At 47.4% G+C, this 16,022-nt stretch carries 16 protein-coding genes; all 16 read right to left on the bottom strand.

What is annotated here, in order from left to right; all coding sequences use genetic code 11:
* Positions 1 to 67 precede the first annotated feature (67 nt).
* Positions 68 to 1,153 carry an RNA polymerase sigma factor RpoD gene (gene rpoD, locus KNQ03_RS09140; RefSeq protein ID WP_023467512.1) on the bottom strand — a complete coding sequence of 362 codons (1,086 nt, stop codon included), beginning with the start codon at positions 1,151 to 1,153 and terminating at the stop codon, positions 68 to 70.
* A gap of 34 nt (positions 1,154 to 1,187) precedes the next feature.
* The gene (dnaG, locus tag KNQ03_RS09135) at positions 1,188 to 2,984 is read right to left on the bottom strand and encodes a DNA primase (protein WP_149426945.1); all 1,797 of its coding nucleotides are present in this window, start codon (positions 2,982 to 2,984) and stop codon (positions 1,188 to 1,190) included.
* A 146-nt stretch (positions 2,985 to 3,130) separates the two neighbouring features.
* Positions 3,131 to 3,940, bottom strand: a complete 810-nt coding sequence (locus KNQ03_RS09130) for a pyruvate, water dikinase regulatory protein (RefSeq protein WP_047396410.1) — start codon at positions 3,938 to 3,940, stop codon at positions 3,131 to 3,133.
* 12 nt (positions 3,941 to 3,952) lie between these two features.
* Positions 3,953 to 4,582: a transcriptional regulator CcpN gene (gene ccpN / locus KNQ03_RS09125; RefSeq protein ID WP_035398363.1), complete on the bottom strand. Its 630-nt coding sequence runs from the start codon at positions 4,580 to 4,582 to the stop codon at positions 3,953 to 3,955.
* Positions 4,583 to 4,603: 21 nt separating this feature from the next.
* Positions 4,604 to 6,664: a glycine--tRNA ligase subunit beta gene (gene glyS / locus KNQ03_RS09120; RefSeq protein ID WP_214724436.1), complete on the bottom strand. Its 2,061-nt coding sequence runs from the start codon at positions 6,662 to 6,664 to the stop codon at positions 4,604 to 4,606.
* A complete protein-coding gene (gene glyQ, locus KNQ03_RS09115) occupies positions 6,657 to 7,547 on the bottom strand; it encodes a glycine--tRNA ligase subunit alpha (RefSeq protein ID WP_029341034.1) in 891 nt (296 codons plus the stop codon). The genes glyS and glyQ overlap by 8 nt, the downstream gene beginning before the upstream one ends.
* Before the next feature lie 288 nt (positions 7,548 to 7,835).
* Entirely contained in the window at positions 7,836 to 8,585 is a 750-nt protein-coding gene (gene recO, locus KNQ03_RS09110; protein WP_023467502.1) for a DNA repair protein RecO, read from the bottom strand.
* Positions 8,586 to 8,588: 3 nt separating this feature from the next.
* Entirely contained in the window at positions 8,589 to 9,497 is a 909-nt protein-coding gene (gene era, locus KNQ03_RS09105) for a GTPase Era (RefSeq protein WP_023467500.1), read from the bottom strand.
* Positions 9,490 to 9,888, bottom strand: coding sequence for a cytidine deaminase (locus tag KNQ03_RS09100; RefSeq protein ID WP_023467498.1), 399 nt, complete (start codon positions 9,886 to 9,888; stop codon positions 9,490 to 9,492). Before KNQ03_RS09100 ends, era begins: the two co-directional genes overlap by 8 nt.
* Before the next feature lie 48 nt (positions 9,889 to 9,936).
* Positions 9,937 to 10,254 (bottom strand): diacylglycerol kinase, encoded by a 318-nt coding sequence (locus KNQ03_RS09095; protein ID WP_231681784.1) that lies wholly within the window; start codon positions 10,252 to 10,254, stop codon positions 9,937 to 9,939.
* A 29-nt stretch (positions 10,255 to 10,283) separates the two neighbouring features.
* A complete protein-coding gene (gene ybeY / locus KNQ03_RS09090; RefSeq protein WP_029341033.1) occupies positions 10,284 to 10,760 on the bottom strand; it encodes an rRNA maturation RNase YbeY in 477 nt (158 codons plus the stop codon).
* Positions 10,757 to 12,814: an HD family phosphohydrolase gene (locus KNQ03_RS09085; RefSeq protein WP_029341032.1), complete on the bottom strand. Its 2,058-nt coding sequence runs from the start codon at positions 12,812 to 12,814 to the stop codon at positions 10,757 to 10,759. The genes ybeY and KNQ03_RS09085 overlap by 4 nt, the downstream gene beginning before the upstream one ends.
* A 36-nt stretch (positions 12,815 to 12,850) precedes the next feature.
* Positions 12,851 to 13,813, bottom strand: coding sequence for a PhoH family protein (locus KNQ03_RS09080; protein ID WP_023467492.1), 963 nt, complete (start codon positions 13,811 to 13,813; stop codon positions 12,851 to 12,853).
* A gap of 171 nt (positions 13,814 to 13,984) precedes the next feature.
* Complete coding sequence (locus KNQ03_RS09075) at positions 13,985 to 14,455, bottom strand: MSCRAMM family adhesin SdrC (RefSeq protein WP_214724434.1); 471 nt, start codon at positions 14,453 to 14,455, stop codon at positions 13,985 to 13,987.
* A gap of 13 nt (positions 14,456 to 14,468) precedes the next feature.
* Positions 14,469 to 15,452 (bottom strand): flotillin-like protein FloA, encoded by a 984-nt coding sequence (gene floA, locus KNQ03_RS09070; RefSeq protein WP_023467489.1) that lies wholly within the window; start codon positions 15,450 to 15,452, stop codon positions 14,469 to 14,471.
* Complete coding sequence (locus tag KNQ03_RS09065; protein ID WP_047396392.1) at positions 15,449 to 15,958, bottom strand: NfeD family protein; 510 nt, start codon at positions 15,956 to 15,958, stop codon at positions 15,449 to 15,451. The genes floA and KNQ03_RS09065 overlap by 4 nt, the downstream gene beginning before the upstream one ends.
* Positions 15,959 to 16,022: the final 64 nt, after the last annotated feature.

The raw sequence follows: 16,022 nt of genomic DNA, 5'->3' as shown, positions 1-16,022 counted from the left end.
AGGAAGAAAAAAACGAAACTTTTTTCTTCCTTCCCACTAAAATTTCATATATTCTTCACACTTTGAATTAATCGAGGAAATCTTTCAAGCGTTTCGAACGACTCGGGTGACGTAACTTCCGAAGTGCTTTTGCTTCGATTTGACGAATCCGCTCACGTGTAACGCCAAATACTTTTCCGACTTCTTCAAGTGTCCGTGTCCGACCATCGTCAAGACCAAAACGAAGACGAAGGACGTTTTCTTCACGATCCGTCAGTGTATCTAACACATCTTCGAGTTGTTCTTTCAAGAGTTCGTATGCTGCAGCATCTTGTGGTGCCGTCGCATCTTGGTCCTCGATGAAATCTCCGAGATGTGAATCGTCCTCTTCCCCGATTGGAGTTTCAAGAGAAACCGGCTCTTGCGCAATTTTCAGGATTTCACGGACTTTTTCCGGCGTGATTTCCATCTCTTTCGAAATTTCTTCCGGTGATGGTTCACGTCCGAGATCTTGCAAGAGTTGACGCTGGACACGAATCAATTTATTGATCGTCTCAACCATGTGAACCGGAATTCGGATTGTCCGCGCTTGGTCAGCAATCGCACGTGTGATTGCCTGACGAATCCACCATGTTGCATACGTCGAGAATTTATATCCCTTCGTATAGTCGAATTTTTCGACCGCTTTGATCAGACCCATGTTGCCTTCTTGAATCAAATCAAGGAACAACATACCGCGTCCGACATAACGCTTCGCAATCGAAACGACGAGACGTAAGTTTGCTTCCGCCAATCGTTTTTTTGCTTCTTCATCGTTTTGCTCGATTCGTTTAGCGAGTTCGACTTCGTCTTCTGCATTCAACAGATCAACGCGGCCGATTTCTTTTAGATACATCCGGACAGGGTCATTGATCTTGACACCAGGAGGAACAGACAAATCGTTTAGATCCGCCTCTTCTTTTTCGTCCCCTGTGCCGTCATTGTTGACCTTGATACCTTCTGTTTCAAGCAATTGAAGGAATTCCTCGAATTGCTGAGCATCCATTGATTCGAACGAACTTAGTTTGTCTTCGATCTTTTGGTGTGACAATTCACCATTTTTATGTCCGAGCGCGATGAGTTCCTCTTTCGCGAGACGGAGTAATTCAGCTTCTGATCTTGCTTTTTCTGCCATCGAACCATACACTCCTTCCACATCATGCAGCAGGTCATCGATCTTTTAAACGACGCTTCCGTTCTATGATCGCCTGCATCAGCTCCGCTTGAGCACGGATATCTGTTTGTTGATTCAATCGTGACTTTTCTTCTTCTAACAACCGACGTTGCTGTTCATTTTGGACGGCACGAATGTAGTGACTGAGTAAATCAGGATCATACTCAGGCATCAGCATGAACTCTAAATCCGCTACGATTCGTTGCAAAGAAGCGTCGTGCAACATCGTCAAAAAACGATCAGGACTTCCTTGCGTACCTGCTCCGTAAAATTCATATAGCTTGCCGGCAATCAATTGGTGTGCCGGATCATTGAATTGGACACCTAGTTGCTCTCGCACTTCAAGACATACTTCTTCTGAACGGATCATGTAGGCAAGCAAGAAGCGTTCTGCCTTTTTCCAGTTCGCGAACGTTCGGTCAGGAGGTGCTGTCGGTAGAGCAGTTGGGCGATCGGAAACGATTTGTTCTCTCTTCGGTTGTTGGACGGTTGGACGCACTTGTGCGATCAAGGAGTCTTTCGAGAGTTTAAATTCCTCAGAAAGTTTTCCTAAATAAATGTCCCGTAACAACGGATTGGATGTTCGACCAATCTCTTCAAGCATAGTTTCAATATATCGAACGCGTTCTCCTTCTAATCGCAAGTTTTTTCCTTGTCGAAAATAAAAAGATTTGAATTCAAGACTTGAAACCCGTTCTTGTTCGATCCAGTGTAAAAACGTCTCTTCGCCCTGATTCCCAATGAAGGAATCCGGGTCTTCGCCATCCGGTAAACGGATGACGGAACAGTCGACGGCAACGGCTTCAAGCAATTGTAGGGCTTTTAACGTCGCAGCGCGTCCTGCCTTGTCTCCGTCATAACAAATAATGACTTCATCGACGATACGTGCTAGGTTTTGGGCATGAACCGGTGTTAAGGCTGTTCCTAAAGAGGCTACCGTATAAGGTATACCCGCTTGAGCGACACGCACAACATCAAGATTCCCCTCAACGAGGACGACTTGTTTGATTTTGCGCATCGCCCCTCGTGCTTGAGCGAATCCGAATAACAGTTCACTTTTATTGAACAAAGGTGTTTCCGCTGTATTGACATACTTCGGATCACGACCATCAATCGAACGTCCACTAAATCCGACGATCGTGCCATCACGATCGGAGATAGGAAATACGACTCGACCGTTGAATCGATCTCGATAATCGCCATCGCGTCCGATTGAAATCAATCCCGCTTCGACCATCTCATCTAAATCAAACCCACGCCGTGCCAAGGAATCCACTGTAAAACGATCTTGATCCGGTGCATACCCGAGTCGGAACTCACGCATCGCACCCTCACGGATACCACGATTCTCTAAATAGATTCGTCCCGCGTCGCCTGCTTCCGTTTGAATCAACACCTCATGATACAACTCGGTGACGATCCGATGTGCCTCGCGCATCCGGAACTTCTTTTCCTGTTCAGGTGTCGATTCCGATTGTTCGAATCGATCCGGCTCCAGTTCTGGAAGTGTGACATCGCTGCGATCAGCTAATTTAGAGACGGCTTCCTTGAAACTCATTCCTTCTGTTTCCATGACAAAAGTGATCGCGTTTCCACCTGCACCACATCCAAAACAGTAGTACATCCCTTTATCAGGAGAAACAGAAAAGGAAGGTGATTTCTCAGAATGAAACGGGCAAAGCCCTGAATATCGATTCCCTTGTTTTTTTAATTCTACACGTTCTGAAATCAATTCGACGATGTCCGTTGCTTGGCGGACCTGATCGACGATTTCATCAGGAATTCGCTTCATTCCGTCCTCTCCCCTTTCCTTGAGAACTTATCCTTACATGACCATACCCGCAATGAAACGGAACGATGACTCGTTCCGTTTCATTAGAAAAAGGGCATTATCTCATTTATCAGCTAAACAAGTATACTATGTTCCTGACTGCTTGACTAGTCATGCGCTTTCCCGGAAATTCCAGTCAAAATCAGATTCGCTGTTTCCTCGACTGCTTTATTCGTCACGTCGATGACTTGGCAACCGATTCGTTCGTATAAATTCCGTGCGTATTCGAGTTCCCGGTTGATTCGGTCCATCTGCGCATATGCTGCTTCTGGTTTGAGTCCTAATGAACGCAGGCGTTCCATTCGGATGTCGATCAACTTTTCCGGTGAGATGAGTAGTCCAAAACATTTTTCTTTTGGAATGTCGAATAGCTCCGCTGGCGGGATCGATTCAGGTACGAGTGGTACGTTCGCTACTTTATATCGCTTCAAAGCCAGATACTGCGAAAGTGGTGTCTTTGATGTACGCGACACCCCGATCAAGACGATATCCGCACGTTTGATACCTTTTGGATCACGTCCATCGTCATACTTGACAGCAAACTCAACCGCTTCGATTTTTCGGAAATATTCTTCATCTAAGCGATAGATTAAACCTGGCTCTTCCTTCGGTTGCATCTGCAAGCGATCTTCCATCGTGTCAAGCAATGGACCAAGTAGATCAATCGCTTTTACACCGTGGGCACGAGCTGTATCTGCAAGCAGACGACGATGGGTCGCATGAACGATCGTAAAAGCAATCGTCGCTTGTTCTTCTTTCGCATGAAGAACCAAGTCATAAATGACTTGATCATCATCGACGAACGGAATGCGGACCGTCTCGATGGCTTGTTCCGGGAATTGGATTGCAGCTGCGCGGACGACGAGTTCACACGTCTCTCCGACAGAGTCACTCACGACATAAATCCGTTGACGCATCAGGAACCCTCCTTAAATTTCTTCATCACGTGCTAAAGCGACCAACACTTTCGTCATGTTCGTCTTCGTCATTCGACCCACGACTTTCAAGACGCCGTTCTCCTCTTCGACGACTGGCATTGAATCAATCTGCTTTTCGATCAGTTTCATACCGGCACCAATCAACGTCTCCGATTTTTCACAGACCGTCAAATTCGGCATCCGTGTCATGATGATATTGACCGGTAACGAGTCTAACTCTTGATTACCGATTGCCGCACGTAGAAAATCCTTACGTGACAACACACCGACCAACGCATGGTCCTTACTGACGACGAACAGCGAACCTACATCTTCAAGGAATAAGTGAACGATCGCATCGTATACGGTCATCCCTTCATGAATGACCTTTGCCGACGACATGAATTCGCCGACGGTCAAGGTGTCGAGTTTCTCATGAAGCATGGACGCATTTTTCTTTCCAACATACATATAGCCGACACGTGGACGCGCTTCTAGCATGCCGGTCATCGTTAAAATCGACAAATCGGGTCGTAACGTCGCCCGTGTCAAGGAGAGTGCAGAAGCAATCTGCTCTCCCGTGATCGGACCGTTCTCTTTGACGATTTGGAGTATCTTTTTTTGCCGTTCATTTAACTTCATCGGCTCATCCGTCCTTTTTCTTTACGCTAAAGTAAGTGCATTGAACCGGGCGACTGATTCGATGGCTTGCGCAAATCGTTTCATTTCGCTAAGACGGTTCGTGCGGACTGTTTCGTCGTCCGTCATGATCATCGTACCGTCAAAGTATGCTGTGATCGACGGAACGGTTGCCTCAAGTGCCTCAAGCGCTCGTTCATAATCAAGTGACGCGATCGCTTGATCGACCTCTGGTAAGGTCTTCTCAATCGCCTCATGTAACGCGCGTTCCGCATCATTTTCAAAGAGCGCTGGATTAACAGTTGTGGCGTCTTCTGCTTTTTTCGAGATGTTTAAGACACGGCTGAGTTGTTCGACCGTTTTCTTGAACGATTCTTTTTTCGTCGCACTTTCAAGCATCGCAGCACGCTGCTCATTCGCTTCGACTGTCAACGTATGATCAAGAGCGGCTTCGACGACATCATGACGGAAGTTCATTTCCGATAGACGGTATTTCAAGCGTTGTGCAAAGAAGTCTTGTAATGCAGCTTGAACTTCTTCGGCATCCTTCGCGTAAAGACCTGCTGCCACCTGTTCTGAAACGACGAAAGCAATCAGTTCAGTCAATGTCAGATTCAACTTACGATCTGATAAAATCTGAACAATCCCTTGTGCTTGACGACGCAATGCATACGGATCCGCTGATCCACTTGGAATCATACCGACACCAAAGAATCCAGCGACGCTGTCCATCTTATCGAGAATCGCATAGAGTGTTCCTGTCGGTGTCTCCGGACTTGCATCCCCCGCGAAGCGTGGCATGTAATGTTCACGAATCGCAGCCGCGACTTCTGGATCCTCATTCTTCATGTTCGCATACCGCTCACCCATCAGACCTTGTAATTCTGTGAATTCATAGACCATTTGACTGACGAGATCGAATTTATAGATTTGTCCTGCACGTTCAACACGTGTTTTGTCCGCACCGACACGATCTGCAAGTGCGAGCGCCATCTGACGGACGCGACGGACTTTTTCGCCTGTCGTTCCTAATTTTTCATGGAAGACGATTTTATCAAGGCGTTTCGCCTGTTCATCGATATCTGCTTTTTTATCTTCTTCATAGAAGAACTGCGCATCGGCTAAACGGGCACGGATGACTTTTTCGTTTCCGCGTGCGACGTTTTCAAGATGTGTTGCGTTTCCGTTTCGTACCGTGACGAAATAGTGGAGCAACGCACCGTCACGTTTGACCGGGAAGTAACGTTGGTGTTCTTTCATCGTCGTGATCAAGACTTCTTCTGGTAACTCAAGATACGCTTCATCGAATGCACCGAACAAGGCTGTCGGATACTCGACGAGGTTCGTGACTTCTTCAAGTAAAGACGCATCAATCGGCACTTCGAATTGTTCGCGTGCCGCAAGCGCTGCGATTTGTTCTTCGATCAATTGACGACGTGCTTCATAACTGACGATGACGTTTTCTCCTGCGAGCGCTTCAACATAAGCGTTCGGACGCAGGATCGTGATGTCCTGCCCGAGGAAACGATGTCCACGTGATGTCCGACCTGTTTCGACGGATGCGACTTCAAACGGGATGACTTGATCGTCAAGCAGGGCAATCAACCAACGAATCGGACGCATGTAACGTAACGATTGTGTGCTCCAACGCATGTTTTTCGGGAATGTCATCGCTTCGACGACTTGTTTTAGTCCAGGAAGTAGATCGGCTGTCGCTTGTCCGACTTCCTTACGTGTCGCATAGAGATACTCGACTCCTTTTTCTTCTCCAAGGAAGAGATCGTCCGTCGTTAACCCTTTACCACGCGCGAACCCTTCGGCTGCTTTCGTCCAGTTCCCTGCTTCGTCCATCGCGATACGTTTTGCTGGTCCTTTTAATGTCTCTTCGAGGTCACTTTGACGTGCTGCGAGACCTTTGACATACACTGCAAGACGACGTGGTGTCGAGAAGGATTCGACGCTCGCGAACTCAATCCGAGCTTCTTCAAGGAAACGCGTCACGCGTTCCTTGAGTTGTGTTTCGGATTGAAGGACGAATCGAGCCGGCATCTCTTCTAAACCGATTTCAAGTAATAATTCATGCATGTGACTCACCTGCTTTCGACTTGATCAATGGGAAGCCAAGACGTTCCCGTTCTTCGATGAAACTTTGCGCACAACGGCGCGACATGTTCCGGACACGATGGATGAATCCTGTCCGTTCCGTGACAGAAATCGCACCCTTCGCGTCGAGAAGGTTAAAGGTATGCGAACATTTCAAGATGTAATCATACGCTGGGAAAACGAGATTCTCGTCCAAGGCACGATTCGCTTCTTTTTCATATTGATCGAACAACGTGAAGAGTAAGGCGACATCTGATGTTTCAAACGTATACTTCGAATGTTCGAACTCCGGTTGATAGAAGATATCACCGTATTTGAAGCCATCCGTCCAAACGAGATCAAAGACACTCTCGACGTCTTGAATGTACGACGCGAGACGCTCGATTCCGTAAGTGATCTCTACTGCGATCGGATTACACTCGATTCCACCGACTTGTTGGAAATACGTGAATTGCGTGATTTCCATCCCGTTCAGCCATACTTCCCAGCCGAGACCTGCAGCACCGAATGTCGGGTTCTCCCAGTTATCCTCTACGAAACGAATATCATGTTCGAGTGGGTTGATACCGAGCAACTCGAGACTTTGTAAGTACAATTCCTGAATGTTGTCAGGTGATGGTTTCATGATGACTTGGAATTGATGGTGTTGATACAGACGGTTCGGATTTTCCCCGTAACGACCGTCAGCCGGACGGCGTGATGGTTCTGTATAACAAACGTTCCATGGTTCTGGTCCGAGACTCCGTAAGAATGTCATCGGATTCATCGTACCGGCTCCTTTTTCTACGTCGTATGCTTGCATCGTCAAGCAGCCTTGTTCTGCCCAAAATTTCTGTAATGTCAAGATCATGTCTTGTACTGTCATCTTCACGACTTTCACCTCCGAAATGATTAAGGAACGCAAAAAACGCCCCTATGTACAACAATCGTTGCACATAGGGACGAGACAAGCCCGCGGTTCCACCCTACTTGCATGCATCGCATGCCACTCTTTTTGACAAAGAACACTCCGAAACGCCATTCGCGCCCCTCTCACTCCCAGCTCGCACCACCCTGGAATCGCTTGATTGAGAAAAAGACGGTACTCCTTTTCGTCATCGTGTTCATTTAGTTGCTTCTACCGCATTTATTCTACCGAACCCGCTTGTTGCTGTCAATCGTTGCCGAAATCAATCAACTGGTCGAGGACACGTTTTGAACGCAGGCGTAACCCGCTGTAGCGTTCCATATAAGCATCCATGATTTGACGCAATAGACGCTTCGTTTCCGGCTTCACCGTCACGGTCCCGATCCGCGAAAAATCGTAGACAGAAAACACGTAGAGCATCTTCGCGACTGCTTCTGACATGAAGACAGCATGTTCATCCTCATGGCGATGCCGGCGACAGAGTAGACCGCCGTGGTGTAACGAAAAAGCAAACGGTGCTTCAGCACTCCCGCAAATCGTACAGCCGTTCAAGTGTGGCGCAATCCCTAGATGACGCAACAGGCGCAACTCGATGATGAAGGAGACGACGTCGGGATCGAGTCCTTCATCCATCGCCTCCAGTCCTTCGACGAACAAATCATAGAGTGCCGGTTGCGGCACACGTTCATCAAGCGCTTTATCTGCAAGCTCCAGTAGATACATCGCATACGCCATCAAGACGACATCTTGCCGGATATGCGCATGACTCGTGATGACGTCTGCCGATTTCAACTGACCGAGACCACGTGACCTTGGATAGATATAGACGGCTCGAACGAAAGGCTGGCTTGCCGCGTTAAAACGACTACCCGGCTTCTTCGCTCCTCGCGCCATGACGGCGAGCTTGCCGTATTCACGTGTCAGTAGCGTGACGATTTTATTCGATTCACCGTATACGACCGTTCGTAGTACAAGCCCTTCCGCCTTATCGATCATCGCTTAGTACTCGTCATCGCGGAAGCCAAGTTCACGCAATTGACCGGCCTTGTTGCGCCAATCTTTTTGGACTTTAACCCACAAGTTCAGGTAAACTTTCGTTCCGAGTAACATCTCGATGTCCGTTCGTGCTTCAGAGCCGATTTCTTTTAGAAGTGCTCCGCGTTTACCGATGATGATTCCTTTTTGGGAATCGCGCTCGATCAAGATCGTCGCATGGACATCGACCATGTTTCCATTCTCACGCGTCTTGATTTGATCAATCGCGACTGCGATCGAGTGTGGTACTTCATCGCGTGTCTTTTGCAAGACTTTCTCACGGATCATCTCTGAGATGATGAAACGCTCCGGGTGGTCAGTGACTTGATCCGCCGGGTAATACATTGGTCCTTCCGGTAAGATCTTCGCGATTTCTTCAAGTAACGGTCCGACGTTGTTACCTTGTAACGCAGAGATTGGAACGACTGCCGCAAACTCAAGCTCATTTTTATATGACTCGATGATTGGCGGAATATCATTCGGATGAATCAAGTCGACCTTATTCATGACGAGGATGATGGGGGTATCGAGTTCCTTCAATTTTTCAATGATGAAATCGTCACCTTTTCCTTTTGGTTCCGTCACGTTGACCATGAACAAAATCGCATCAACTTCACGCAATGCGTTCGTCGCGACCTTCATCATGAAGTCGCCGAGTTTATGTTTTGGTTTGTGAATCCCTGGTGTATCGATGAAAATCGTCTGAACGTCTTCCGTCGTATAGACACCTTGGATCTTGTTTCGCGTCGTTTGTGGCTTATCAGACATGATGGCAATCTTTTGTCCGATGACACGGTTGAGGAATGTCGATTTTCCGACGTTCGGGCGTCCGATGATCGAGACAAAGCCCGATTTGAATCCTTCTTTAAACATGTAAATCCCCTTTCGTGAATGCTCCTGGTAAGAGGGCACCCACTGTTGTTTCTGTGACATCCCCTTTAAGGTTCGTCAAATAGATTGGCATATCCGCATCACACATCTCTGATAACACTTGGCGGCATTGTCCGCATGGTGCGACCGGTCCTTCCGTGTCCGCAACGACAGCCATCGCTGCATACTCACGCGCATCCTGTGCCCACGCAGAAAAGATTGCTGTCCGTTCTGCACAGTTACAAAGACCATATGCAGCGTTTTCAATATTGCAGCCATGGAAGACTTGTCCGTCTTTTGTTAGTAGAGCAGCACCGACTTGGAATTTCGAATATGGAACATACGCTTTTTCGCGTGCACGTTTAGCTTGTTCGAGTAATTGTTCTGTTTTCATGTGAGTATCCCCTTCTTAGGAACGGTATTGGCCAAAAAGGCCGGATTCTTATTGTACCAAATATGGGATGAAGATGCATAGTGCAATTGCAATAGATGTAAGCGCCAACACAAGAACAGCTCCACTTGCAATATCCTTGACTGCTTTTGCCAGTGGATGCCATTCCTGCGTCACGAGATCAACGACGCGCTCAAACGCTGTATTGAACATCTCGGCACTGATGACGATCCCGACCGTCAAGAAGAGAATCGCTCGCTCGACAGACGTCAAGGGTAATAGAAAAGCGACAAGTAACACGATGGCACCAACTGTCACGTGAACTTTCATATGCCGTTCTTCTCGAATCGATTGGCACAATCCGTTCATGGCATGTCGAAAGGGTTGCCACCAGCTTTTCACAATGTGCCCCGATATAACTCGAAGTGATGCAGGATTTCCTCCTGTCGCTTCGTCATGACTTCCTCATCTGCTTTTTCAATGTGATCGTATCCGAGTAAATGGAGAAAACCATGGACAGCGAGGAAACCGAGCTCTCGCTCAAAATGATTGCCATACTCTGCCGCTTGTTCACGACACCGTTCTACGGAAATGATCAAATCGCCGAGGACGATTGGTTCATCTTCCAGCAATCCAAAATCGATTTCATCTTCTCCGAGTTCTTCCATCGCAAAGGAAATGACGTCTGTCGCCTGATCCTTTCCACGCCATTCACGATTGATTTCTTGAATCTCATCGTTTGAGACGAAAGTCACGGACAACTCACTATTTGAATCGACTTCTTCTTGTTCCGCCGTGTAAATCAAAATCGATTCGACAAGCTGTCGTTGTTCTTCCGTTAGACGATTATTTTCGTCTGTCATATAAATATTCATGTCGTTGCCTCTTTCTTTAATTCTGGATACTCGATTCGTTCATGGAACAAACCGGATAAGGTATGACACGCACTTTCACCGACGCGATAAATCTCACGTGTCGTAATGTCACATTCCGCAAATTGGTCATCCATCATCTTTTCACGAATGATTTTCGAGACCAAGTCCCGAATTCCTTCTTCTGAAGGAGCTTTCATCGAACGAACTGCCGCTTCAATCGAGTCAACGATCATGATGACCGCCGCTTCACGGGTTTGTGGTTTCGGACCCGTGTAACGGAACGTCTCCTCGTCGACCTCACCTTGTTCTGCTGCCTTGACATAAAAGTATCGTAGCAGAGAGGTTCCATGATGCTGGCGGCAAATATCGATGATCGCTGCAGGCAGTTTTGCGTCTTCGAGTAATTCAACACCATCCTCAGTATGTGCCAAGATGACACGTGCCGACTCTTCCGGTGTCAATCGATCATGGGGATTGCGTCCATGCTGGTTTTCAATGAAATAAAGTGGTCGTCGCGTTTTCCCTAAATCATGATAGTAGGCTCCGACTCGTGCAAGCAATCCATCTGCTCCGATTGCTTCACAGGCTGTTTCTGCTAGGTTCGCGACCATCATACTATGATGGTACGTTCCCGGTGCTTCAACTAATAGTTTTTTGAGTAACGGATGCGTCGGGTTCAACAGTTCGAGTAGGCGGGTCGGTGCTAAAATACCGAATGTCATCTCAAGAAACGGCAATAGTCCAATTGCTAGGACGGCACTCAAGATACCACTCGCAATCGCAAAACCGATTAAAATCAGCGTTTCTCGTAGTTCGAACGTACCACTTCGTAACAGGACGAATGCTAAGAAAATCGCGATGTTTGCTCCGGCAATCGAAATACTGCTCATGAAAATACGACGACGCGACAAACTAGATTGTAGGAAAAACGTTGCAACTAACCCACCGACCAATAAATAGATCGCGATATTGAAGCTGAAGTTTTGATTTGCACTATAGAAGAACGTTCCGGCAAGAGCCGTAAAAAGAGAACTCGATAATGCAATCCGTTCGTTCAATAAATTGCGCAGGACAAGCGCAGCAAAAGCGGTCGGTGTGAGTAAGTAAAGTGCAGGATTGATGTCGTCTGCTAAGAACGCCATACCATACATGACGAGTAATTGTAGACTGACGACGAGATAGACAAGACCGAATAAACGAATCCGCCCCATTTGAGCGTATCGCAATTTCGAACGATGAATGAATCCAAATAAAAAGGCAGTCATCAACGCACTGACAAGCATCGCACCGAGTAACGGTTTCAACGACTGTCGATCAGAAATCAAACCGACCAGTTGTAGCTGACGATAGGCATCTTGTGAAATCACCTCGCCTCGTTTGACGATCACTTCACCTTCTGAAATGATAACCGGTTCGACTTTATCACTCGTCTGCTTACGAAGCTGTTCCGTCTTTTCCGGATCATAGACGTAATTCGTTACGATCAGTTGATCGGTCAGCGCTTTAGCGACTGCTTTTAATGAGAAGGAGAGCGGCGAACGTTCGATATCCGTCCGCGCATTCTCACGTGCTTCTGCTACTTCACCACCATCGGACGAGATACGTTGACGCATCGCTTCTTCAATCGCTGTAATGACGACGTCACGTGTCGTATTCCGCAGTGCTGTCGTCGACGTCACAAGCAAGCGTAACTCATCATCCTTCAACAGTGTCGCCGCCTCCGTTCCACGCAGACGCTGTTTGATTTTACCGATCTCATTTGCTTTTTTAATACCGGACAAGCTAGCAAAAAGTTGTTCTACTTTATCAATTTGCTGTGCTGCATACTCTTGTTTGATCGTATACTGACTCTCGATTGCAGCAACCGAATTTTCCTTGATTTGATTTGTTGCGACCCGGTCCTCCATCGTCAAGGGTGACCGGATATCTTCTTCTGCAATTGAGAATGGTTCTGCGGACAAGGCTTCTGGTCGAACGCTGACATACATCATCGTCGATACGATGAGATAGAATATTACTGTCAAAAGACCGACCCAGACCCCAACCTTGCGCATATCATCTCCCCCTTTTTCCTCTATTTCCGTAACGGCTTAGGTCAAATCCTGACTATAAGCATCAACGATTTTTCGGACAAGTGGGTGACGTACGACATCAGCTGATCCAAAGTGCTCAAAATGAATCCCTTTGACATTGCCGAGCAAATGTAACGCTTCTTGTAGACCAGACGTTTTTCCACGCGGAAGATCGACTTGTGTTAAATCGCCCGTAACAATCATCTTCGAATGGAATCCGAGACGCGTCAGGAACATCTTCATTTGTTCCCGTGTCGTATTTTGCGCTTCATCGAGAATGACAAAAGCATGTTCAAGCGTCCGTCCTCGCATGTAAGCAAGCGGTGCGATTTCGATGACACCACGTTCAAGCAGACGAGCCGTATGCTCGACACCAAGCACGTCATGTAGCGCATCGTACAGAGGACGTAGATAGGGATCGACCTTTTCTTTAAGATCCCCTGGAAGAAATCCTAGATTTTCTCCTGCTTCTACTGCCGGACGCGTCAGGACGAGTCGTTTGACGTGACCTTCTTTTAACGCTTTTGCTGCCATCACGACAGCAAGATACGTTTTTCCGGTTCCCGCTGGTCCAATACCGAATGTCAAATCACAGCGGTCGATTCCCCGAACGTAACGTGCTTGACCGAGTGTCTTTGCACGAAGTGGTTTTCCTTTATGATTCGTATGGATGACCGTATCGTAAAGTTCTAGCAGTTCATCCACACGATCTTGACGTGCAAGTTGAATGGCGCTCGTCGCGTCACGTTCCGTTAAAACAGCTCCGCGATTCACAAGTTGTTTCAAGACGCCTACGACCTGTCCTGCTAAGATCACAGACTGCTCCTGTTCGGATTGTGCCAACAGCTCATCTCCTCGATGGGTCAGCTGAACGTCAAGTTCTGCTTCCATCGTACGTAAGACTGCATCATTCGGACCGACGAATGCTTGAATCTGTTCTGAATTCGAAAATGCAAATGGGATTCTTTCGTTGAATATCACGTTGTGAATGGCCTCCTAGTCATGGATAACAAGTTGTCATCGCTTCATATCTAATCTCTTCCACTTTAGCACTTCCGCCGAAAAGATGGAAAGAAAAACCCGTTCCCACCTTTTAGGAAATAAAAAGAGTCGATCCTACGCGTTTCGTAGGATCGACTCACTAGACAAATATTAGCGTTTGCGCTTGGAAACAGGCGCACCAAGAACTTCACTCCATACGATGGCACGTCGCATTTCATCTTGTGAAATCGTCGTTGCTGATGCTGAACGACTAGACGATCCAATGGCACCATCTGCTACGCTATCTTTGATTTCGCCAATCGTCGATGAGGACATCCCTTTTTTCAAATGTTGCTTTTGACGTTGGTCCAAACGTTGTTGCAATTCCGTTCGTTCATGAACTGGTCGCGCTTTCGTTTGCGTTACCCCCGGTTGTTTCTTCGCGGGTGCTTTTTTACGAACGACAGGTGGAGGTACCGTCTCTTGTCGCATCGTATCGACCTGTTCGGTCATTTGCTTCACATATTCACCGAACTCCTTTGAAGGAGTTCGGTTCGTCTGCTTCGGTTTTTTATCTGCTGCTTTTGAGATGACGGAGATGACACCGAATGCGATCATCAATCCGACCCATATGATATCCATACCGTCTCACCCTTTATTGTGAGTCATTTGGTGATGATTGCCCACCGATTGCTTGGCGCATTTTCGTATCTGCTGTCACGTTCAAGTAGTTCGCATAATCCATGACACCAAAGTTACCGTCACGCATCGCTTCAGCGATAGCAAGCGGCACTTCCGCTTCAGCAGCGACAACCTTCGCACGCATCTCTTCAACACGTGATTTCATCTCTTGTTCACTTGCGATCGCCATTGCGCGACGTTCTTCGGCTTTCGCTTGCGCAATGTTCTTATCTGCTTCTGCTTGATCCGTCTGCAGAACCGCACCGATATTCTTACCGATATCAATATCTGCAATATCAATCGAGAGAATCTCGAACGCCGTACCCGAATCGAGTCCTTTTGCAAGAACCGTCCGTGAGATCATCTCTGGATTCTCAAGTACTTCTTTTTGGTCATTACACGAACCAATTGTTGAGATGACACCCTCACCAACACGTGCGATGACCGTTTCTTCCCCAGCACCACCGACGAGACGATCGATGTTCGCACGTACCGTGATCCGGGCTTTCGCTTTCACTTCAATCCCGTTCATCGCCACACCGGCAATGAATGGTGTTTCGATGACTTTCGGGTTAACCGACATTTGAACAGCTTCCAAAACGTTACGACCAGCAAGATCAATCGCCGCTGCGCGTTCGAAGCTCAACTCGATATTCGCACGGTGTGCTGCAATCAAGGCATTGACGACGCGGTCAACGTTACCACCAGCAAGGAAGTGACTTTCCAGTTGGTTCGTATTCAAGTTCAGTCCTGCTTTAACCGCCTTGATCAACGGATTGACGATCTTAGACGGTGTTACTCGACGAAGACGCATCCCGACTAATGTAAAGATCGATACGCGCACTCCCGCTGCGAGCGAGCTAATCCAAAGTGGAATCGGAACGAGCGTGAAGAAGATGGCGAGGAAAATTAAAATTCCTCCGGATATGAGTAATACAGTCAATAATTCAGGTGTCATGTGTGGGACTCCTCCTTCGTATGTTGGACTCTAACAATGACGCGTCCATGCGTCACTTCTTTTACGACGATCGTTTCCCCCGCTTGAATGAAGGTCCCTTCCGTAACCGCATCGATTCGATTTCCGTCGATTTCAATTGTTCCTGACGGACGGAGAGGTGTCAGACTGACTCCTTCTTGTCCTAACAGTTGCACTTTGTCTTGATGAGAAAGATAGCCTTTTTCAGACGATGTGGAATCTGTCAAAATCAAACCTCTCCATAATAAGGATTGATTCGATTTAATTCTGCGATATGCCCAGTATCCGGCCGCAAGTGATAGAAATACAGCAAGTCCAACCGCTATGCCTACTTGACCAACTGTAGCACCTGCCATGATCAGACTAGCAAGGACAGCGCCGATTCCGAGGACTCCAAAGATTCCGAACCCTGTGACGAATATTTCGACCAGTAACATGAGGACCCCGATCATGAAGACCGCCAAAATCATCCCTAAGCTAAACGTCATGCGTACGTTCACCCCTTTTCATTCGTGTCAGAAGCTGCTTCTTTTGCACTTTGATTCGTTACTA

It is taken from the genome of Exiguobacterium sp. s143 (assembly GCF_018618895.1).
Lineage (GTDB): Bacteria > Bacillota > Bacilli > Exiguobacteriales > Exiguobacteriaceae > Exiguobacterium_A > Exiguobacterium_A abrahamii.
This window is presented reverse-complemented; position numbering and strand designations above follow the sequence as displayed.